This window comes from Adonisia turfae CCMR0081, assembly GCF_011009555.1.
GTDB classification, from domain to species: Bacteria; Cyanobacteriota; Cyanobacteriia; order Phormidesmidales; family Phormidesmidaceae; genus Leptothoe; species Leptothoe turfae.
The window spans coordinates 7,613,350-7,621,218 of sequence record NZ_QXHD01000004.1 but is presented as its reverse complement, the minus strand read 5'-3'; the positions used below and the strand labels follow the sequence as shown (position 1 = coordinate 7,621,218).

The 7,869-nt window shown below is 48.8% G+C and carries 7 protein-coding genes; 4 read left to right on the top strand and 3 right to left on the bottom strand.

From position 1 onward, the window contains the following. Positions 1–145: 145 nt before the first annotated feature. Both petM and DXZ20_RS36590 read left to right on the top strand, forming a co-directional pair. Positions 146–250, top strand: a complete 105-nt coding sequence (gene petM, locus DXZ20_RS36595; protein ID WP_006516600.1) for a cytochrome b6-f complex subunit PetM — start codon at positions 146–148, stop codon at positions 248–250. A gap of 222 nt (positions 251–472) precedes the next feature. Next, positions 473–1,429 (top strand): SDR family oxidoreductase, encoded by a 957-nt coding sequence (locus DXZ20_RS36590; RefSeq protein ID WP_163666577.1) that lies wholly within the window; start codon positions 473–475, stop codon positions 1,427–1,429. An 18-nt stretch (positions 1,430–1,447) separates the two neighbouring features. On the opposite strand, the gene DXZ20_RS36585 is transcribed toward DXZ20_RS36590, so the two are convergent. Both DXZ20_RS36585 and DXZ20_RS36580 read right to left on the bottom strand, forming a co-directional pair. Further along, complete coding sequence (locus DXZ20_RS36585; RefSeq protein ID WP_163666579.1) at positions 1,448–2,953, bottom strand: sensor histidine kinase; 1,506 nt, start codon at positions 2,951–2,953, stop codon at positions 1,448–1,450. 194 nt (positions 2,954–3,147) lie between these two features. Then, the gene (locus DXZ20_RS36580; protein ID WP_163703335.1) at positions 3,148–3,474 is read right to left on the bottom strand and encodes a late competence development ComFB family protein; all 327 of its coding nucleotides are present in this window, start codon (positions 3,472–3,474) and stop codon (positions 3,148–3,150) included. Between the two features lie 396 nt (positions 3,475–3,870). Here DXZ20_RS36580 and DXZ20_RS36575 point away from each other — a divergent pair, with 396 nt between their 5' ends. Continuing rightward, positions 3,871–4,389: a hypothetical protein gene (locus DXZ20_RS36575; protein ID WP_163666583.1), complete on the top strand. Its 519-nt coding sequence runs from the start codon at positions 3,871–3,873 to the stop codon at positions 4,387–4,389. A gap of 319 nt (positions 4,390–4,708) precedes the next feature. Then, entirely contained in the window at positions 4,709–6,556 is a 1,848-nt protein-coding gene (gene ilvB / locus DXZ20_RS36570; protein ID WP_163703334.1) for a biosynthetic-type acetolactate synthase large subunit, read from the top strand. An 85-nt stretch (positions 6,557–6,641) separates the two neighbouring features. Here the strand turns inward: ilvB and DXZ20_RS36565 are convergent, their stop codons facing one another. Beyond that, positions 6,642–7,781 (bottom strand): SpoIID/LytB domain-containing protein, encoded by a 1,140-nt coding sequence (locus DXZ20_RS36565; RefSeq protein ID WP_163703333.1) that lies wholly within the window; start codon positions 7,779–7,781, stop codon positions 6,642–6,644. Positions 7,782–7,869 lie beyond the last annotated feature (88 nt).

The window sequence follows — 7,869 nt, the reverse complement described above, 5'->3', positions numbered from 1 at the left end:
GGGTGGGTTTAGTCCTGCTCTTTAAGCAGAACGGTATAGACCTTGCTAGAGTTAGATGCCCAAACTGCTTTAGAATGTAACCAAAGAATTTAAGCTATGCCGTCTCTAATTATTAGAGACATACGCAGGAGGATAATTAGGCACTATGGGCGGAGAAATTTTTTCGGTTGCGGTCACAATGTCTGTCATTGTCATGGTGGGGCTTGGTGTTGGGTTTCTAATGCTGAAGCTTCAAGGTGCTGAAGAGTAATCGTTTGGATTTTCACAGCTTGATTGGTGCTTTTTGTGAGTGCTGATTTTAATCTTTGATGGATTCAGATTAAGGCTCATTCAAATTGCCTAGTTTATTAAAAAAGCAGCGAAACTAGCCATTTGGTGAAGCTCCGCTGCTTTTTTAACTCAAACCTAGGTTTTCGAACGAAGCGGCGTCTGTTAAGCTGAGTAAAGCGTTAAGTTTTGTGTAGAGTCCTCCATGAGCATATTGGTGGTTGGTGCAACGGGCACGCTGGGTCGTCAGATTGTTCGCAATGCCTTAGATGAAGGGTTTGACGTTAAGTGCCTGGTGCGTAACTTCCAGAAAGCCGCATTTCTTCGAGAATGGGGAGCCCAGTTGGTCCAAGCGAATCTCTGTGGCCCTAAGTCATTGCCACCATGTTTTGACGACGTGACTGCTGTGATTGATGCAGCAACGTCCCGCCCTCAGGATTCTGCCTACGATGTGGACTGGGACGGCAAAGTTAACTTAATCAAGGCCGCTGTGGATGCCAAGGTAGAGCGGTATGTATTCATTTCGATTCTTAATTGTGAGAAATACCCCCATGTCCCTTTAATGGACATTAAGCACTGTACGGAAAAGTTCTTAGAAGAATCGGGGATAAATTACACAATTCTGAGACCCTGTGGTTTCTTGCAGGGCCTCGTAGGGCAATATGCGATTCCGCTTTTAGAAAAGCAGGCCATTTGGGTCATGGGCGAAGCAGCTCCCATCGCTTATATGAATACCCAAGATATTGCTCGGTTTGCTGTACGGTCATTGCAGCTACCTGAGACTGGTAAGCGTTCCTTTCCCCTGGCTGGCACTCGAGCTTGGGGAGCCTATGAGCTAGTAAGACTCTGTGAACGTCTTTCTGGTGAAGATGCGAAGGTCTCAACCATGTCGTTGGGCCTATTGCGTGGTGTCCGCAGCTTTGCAAACTTTTTCCAATGGGGATGGCAGTTTGCTGATCGTTTAGCATTTGCTGAGGTCAGTGCCGGCAGTGAGCCCTTAGATGCTGAGATGGATGAAGTTTATAGCACGTTTGGCTTGGATAAGTCGGAAACGACCACTGTGGAAGAGTACATGGGTGAATACTTTAACCGCATTCTTAAAAAGCTCAAGGAAATGGACTTTGAAAGCAGCCGGGAAAGCAAAAAAAAGCTGCCTTTCTAATACCAGTTCTTAGCAGCGCTACACAATGGGGTAGTGTGCCGTTTCGATGGGTAGGAAAACCATCCAAGTGACACCCTGGTTGGTTCGTTCTCGTACTGTGAGCTTAGCGCCTAAGGCTGTGAAGAGGGCCTTGGTGGTTTGTAAATTGAGACTGAGTCCCCCTGTATCAGGTTGAAACATCAGTAGTTTTCCAAGCGACTTCAGGGTGGGACGGTTTTTATCGCAGATCGAGCTAACCTCAGCCTGAAATTCAAGTTTGAGCTGATCACCGGCAGCCATAACGTGCAGCTGAATTTGGCCTTTGGGAGCCACTGTATGGGTAAAAAGTTCTACCAAGCCCGTGAGCACTTGCTGCAGCAAGATGGGATCACTGGCTACCATGGGTAAGTCTTTGGGGAGTTTGACTTCAAGGGACAGGTTACGGCGAGTGGCGGCTTGTTCCCATTGAGGAATGGCGGATTGGATAATTTCACTGAGCGCAGTGGCTGTTAAAGATGAACGGTGGCTTTTGTGGGTTGCTGCTTCTAACTCGACAGCTTTGAAGATGAGATTAAAGCGGTCAATTTGCTGGGTGCAGGCATTGTCGATTTGCTGTAGTCGCTGCTTCGCTTTTTCGACTAGATCTTTGCGGCGGATTAGGGAACGGGTCAAGGTGCGAATTGTCGTCAATGGTGTCCGAATTTCATGGGCCATGGCCTGGAGCAATTCGGTATCCAATCCGTGGGATTCATGGCTGTTGCCAGGTTCACCTGGCACCGCAACAATGCGTTCGATCACTGGGTTAGGTTTGGGGACTGGTAGGGAAGACAGCATCCAGCGGCTAAACTGGCTGACAATTCGGTAATCTGGCTCTGTGGGGACAAATTTTTCAACCAGTGGATTCAGGAAGGCTAGCTGTTTTGGTGTGGTCAAGTAGATGCGCGATCGCAATAATCGCCAGACCTGATTAATAACCTCAGGAGTAAATGAAAACTGAAACCGTAGGTCATTATCAGCATCACGGCCCAGCACCAGTACGACGCTAAAACGCTCGGTCAGCAACAAACAAAACCGCTCGCCGGCTAGAGGGTCTCCGTCAATTAACGGCAAAATACGAGCAGCGGCTGTATTAACGGGCGGTGTATCATCAGCTGGCATTAATTGAGAAAATGCTTGGGATAGCTGATCTAACGGTGGGGGAATAAACACCCAATTGGACAACTGCACCGTAAGCTTTGGTGCATCTAGAACCGGGAATGGCCCACTTAAGAGGATGCCTGCTGGTGTTTGTCGATTACTTTGGCGTGGTTTTGCCGATTTTTTAGATTTAGTGCTTTTTTCAGCACCGTGGGGTAGCGTCTCTTTTAAAAGATGTCCGAGGGATGTAATTGCTCCCTGCCACTCCATTTCAGCCCGCTCTGCTTGATTCTGGTGGTCAGTCTCCCTGGCACTGTCTGAGTTGAGACCTTCCCAAGCCATTGGCTCAGCCCCTAATTCTCCCAAGGCCACCAGACTACTAATTGTGGGTAAAAACTTCTCCACCATGGGCCTCTAGATGCATATAGTTGTCGTACCACACATCAGCCGACGATAGCTGATATGGACAACACGTCTGACAACATGTCTATTTAGAGACTACTGGCAAGATTCCCCCTATGACTATGGGGTAGAACCGAACGTCCATAGGGGGTTTGGAACAATACTATTTGTTAAGCTGATGCTCAAACTACTGGTTATTATTAGCCGAACCAGGTTGAGGGTATTAAGGTGTCCGGTGTGGATGAAATGGGACGCGTGAGTAATTTTTGAATGCCCTGGTACACCAGCTGACGAATTTGGCGATGTTGCTCCGCAGAGTAGCAGTTACGCGGTAGTTCTAAGGAACATTCTTCAGCAATAGTCATATAACGAGCGGGCAAACGACTCAGCACAAACGTGGCTAGCCGGTCGCGAGCATCAGAACTCGTAAAGGTATCTCGATAGGATGCTGAAGAGCCAGTTGCTAAAACATCATCGATAATTTCGTTGACGACGGGTAGCGCGATGTTAATGAGAGTGTTGGCCATCGTGAGGATCTCCGATTCTGGATTGTGGGTAGGTTGCCAAGGGCATGGCTATGGAGTTTATGTAATAGTCAAAACTCTGTCATTTCAACCGTGATTTCCACTATGTAAGTCTGTTGAGAAACCATACCCAAAAGTGGCTTGAATAAGATGATATGAGACTTGTCTCTGACTTCAATTCAAAGGCGGGGATCGCTGTTAAATCTTTGATCCCCGCCTTTAGCTAATGTTATTTTTTCCCACCATGAATCAAGGGTGCGTCATCTTTAATAAAGACTAAATATTTGTCTGGAAAATAAACTTGAAGACACTGATAAATAAACTATAGTTAACAGCTGTTGCAATGTTTTTTTACCTTGCGATCATTTTGTTTCAATTCGGGCGAATCATGTTGTGACGATGCAGTTGTTGATTTGTTCTGGTTATCATTCCGCCGATTTAACCTATGACTTCCTGCAATCTTTGTTGAGGGTAATTACGCCAGAGCGGTTATGGGTGATGCCAATTTGGGCGGCCCCCGGAACGTTGCCCTGGCTGCTCAATTCACCACAAGCGCCGCGCCGCGATCGCTTGTTACAGGTGATTGCATTTAGTGCTGGGGTGGTTGCCGCTTACCCAATGTTAATGACCTGGACAAAGATGGGGGGAAGCAGTCGATTAATTGCAATCGATGGATGGGGCATGCCGCTCCTGGGGGACCTGGAAATTTATCGTATGAGTCATGACCATTGGACCCATCGCACTACATACTTTCCTGCAGCGATTGAGAGTCAGGGCTACTTCTATTCAGATCCGGCGGTTGAGCACCTAACACTCTGGCAGTCACCTGATTCCACTACGGGAATGGGGGCTATAAATGCACGGAGTCAGCCGATGACCGCGCTTGAGTTCATCTGTTCTGTTTTGTCCTTGGATTAAGGTGAACTTGATTTTGTTATCAGGTGTTGACGTAATTTTGTCCTGAGATGAATTAACTTACGAATGATTGGGGAACCTTGAATCCATGCTATTTAGGGCGGCAGATGGTGATGCCGTGCTCCTCTATTTACTATCTCAGAACCTGCTCAGAGCCCGATTGTTTGTTTGCTTGAGTCTTCTGACCTGAGGCTAGAAAATCGTTTTTCTATGAAATTTGTCTAACTCCTTGGAATTGGGATTGTAAAATAGACAACCATCAGCAATTATGCCTAGATAGCATTCCCGTAGCTGACGCACTTCTGACTGCCCTTCGAAAATTATGACTTCAACGTCTGTTAAGCCTTCCATTAAAGCAAAACCCGTCATTCAGCGAGCGACCGGTGCCTTTGCTCTAATCGATAGCCTGGTGCGCCATGGCGTGCGTCACGTGTTTGGCTATCCCGGTGGGGCAATTCTGCCGGTTTATGACGAACTTTATAAAGCAGAAGAGAGAGGTGATATTCAGCATATTCTGGTGCGTCATGAACAGGCTGCATCCCATGCGGCGGATGGGTATGCTCGGGCGACAGGACAGGTGGGTGTGTGTATTGCCACTTCGGGACCTGGGGCGACCAACCTGGTCACAGGAATTGCAACGGCCCAGATGGATTCGGTGCCAATGGTTGCTATCACTGGGCAGGTAACTCGCAAAGCAATCGGTAGTGATGCGTTTCAGGAAACCGATATTTTTGGTATCACGCTGCCCATCGTTAAGCACTCCTATGTGGTCCGCGATCCGCGACAGATGGCAAATATCGTGGCTGAGGCGTTTTACATTGCTCAGTCTGGTCGTCCTGGTCCAGTGCTGATCGATGTGCCTAAGGATGTTGGCTTAGAAGAATTTGACTATGCTCCAGTGGCACCACGCTCCATTGCAATTCCAGGGTATAAGCCCACGACACGAGGGAATCCCCGGCAGATTGTTAATGCGATCGCACTGCTGCGCAGCGCTCAAAAGCCTTTGCTCTACGTCGGTGGTGGGGCTGTTATTTCCGGGGCCCATGCAGAAATTGCTCAGCTAGCCGAACATTTTCAGATTCCTGTTACCACCACGCTGATGGGTAAGGGGGCTTTTGATGAGCGACATCCTCTATCTGTTGGCATGCTAGGGATGCATGGTACAGCCTATGCCAACTTTGCCGTGAGTGAGTGCGACCTTTTGCTGGCCATTGGTGCCCGCTTTGATGACCGAGTAGCGAGCAACCTGGAGCAGTTTGCACAGCACGCTAAAGTCGTTCATGTCGATATTGACCCCGCTGAGGTCGGTAAGTGTCGTGTGCCTGATGTGCCGATTGTGGGCGATGTCAGAAATGTTTTGACTGAGTTGTTGGCTCGTCTGGACAAACCCGCCAACCCAGACCAAACAGGTGCTTGGCGTGCCCGCATTGATGAATGGAAAACGGATTATCCCCTCAAAGTTCCTACGTATAGCGATCAGCTTGCTCCACAGCACGTGATTGCTCAAGTGGGTCGTTATGCCCCTGATGCCTACTACACCACTGATGTCGGTCAGCATCAGATGTGGGCAGCTCAGTTTCTTCAGAATGGTCCGCGTAAATGGATCTCTAGTGCGGGTCTGGGCACCATGGGTTACGGTATGCCAGCAGCATTGGGTGTGCAAATCGGTGTAGGGGATGAGCAGGTCATTTGCATTAGTGGTGATGCCAGCTTCCAGATGAATTTGCAAGAGCTAGCGACCCTGGCTCAATACAATATCAAGGTTAAAACCGTCATTATTAACAACGGCTGGCAAGGGATGGTACGTCAGTGGCAACAGGGCTTCTATGGTGAGCGCTATGCCTCTTCCAATATGGAAGTGGGTATGCCTGACTTTGAGAAGTTGGCCGCCGCCTTTGGTGTAAAAGGGATTGTTGTGCAATCGCCTGATCAACTTGATCAGGCCATCGTTGATATGCTTGCCCATGACGGTCCAGTACTCTTGGACGTGTGGGTCCGCCGTGATGAGAACTGTTATCCTATGGTTCCACCTGGCAAGAACAACTCTCAGATGATTGGTTTAGCCGAGCCTGCAACTAAGCGCCCAGTAGAATTTGTTCATTGTCATAGTTGTGGCAGTGACAACAAAGTGAGTCATCGATTCTGTTCTGAGTGTGGCACTAAGCTGTAATAGATTGCTCGCCTAAGTCACGATCTGCTCATCTAGAAGGTGAATGCGTCGTGATTGGGGTTGCTCTATGGATACTTTTGGTTCCCTATAGCGACCCTAGGCGAGTTCCATTATAAAAATGCGTGAGAATATCACGGTATTGCTGACCCCGTTCAGCCATGCCTCGGGCTCCCCACTGGCTCATGCCAATGCCGTGACCAAACCCATTGCCCGCCACTGAAATGCTGGTGGGACTGACGGCCAGATCAAACTTAGTGCTACGTAGACCCAACTTTTGACGGAATGTATTGCCCGTAATGGTTAATGCGCCAGCATCACCAATGATGCTCATGCGATTGGCCCGACCTTGGGGGCTGCGACTCAGGACTTCCACAGCCTGGATGATGCCAGGGTAGCCGATGCGTGCGCCAACTTCTTCCAACGAAAACTGTGCTCGCCAGCTGTAAACAGGCGCATTTTGATCAAAGTCAGGCACCCCCTTCAGATAAGGCACAGCTTGAGACCATACATGTTCTGAATTTTCGGTGTGGCCGCCGGATGACGAATGAAACACGGCTTCAATCACTTTGCCGCCATGGGTAAGTACCTTGCCATGGGTGGCATCTACGGCAGACTGGGTAGAGGCTGCTTCACCGTCTAATCCTTTATACACTTGGGACGCTTGAGTGCTTTTTAGATCATAGGATTGACCGTTAGCTTTGCTCTTGTGATACATGGCATAGGAGCGAGCCGCCACGGCTTGCGATCGCAATGCTTCCTGGGGCCAGCTCGCAGGCATTTCACTACCAACAACGCTGTAGAGATAATCGTCGATATCGACATAATTAATTGCCGTTACCCCACCATTACTGGGTATTAGCTTAACTCTACCTCTATACCAACGGTCGCCAATCCAGACCACTCCATCGTTGGAGGGCTCTAACCAAAAGGTGTTGGCTTGACCAAAGTCGCTATAGCCATCAGTAAGTTCCAATCGTCCACCGTTTGTATCGACGCTGATGGACTGTAACTCAGGTAGCTGAAGAATTGCCTGTCCTCGGTTGTCGCGAATAACACCTGTTGTAGACGCGCCAATCTGGACTTGATTAGCACTGTTGCGGATAGCAATTCTCAGCTCGGTAGCATGGGCAGGAATAACCCAGAGGAACCACAGGAGGGCACCCCACCAGCTATGACGGCCAAGGGCTAAAAAAAGTTTAAGAGGCCAAGAAGAGGTATTAAGCATGGCAGATAGTCAGGAATTGAGGCAGATATCAGTAGACCAGTTCTAAGGGTGCCCGGTAATACGCAGTATTTAAAACCTAAGCAGATGC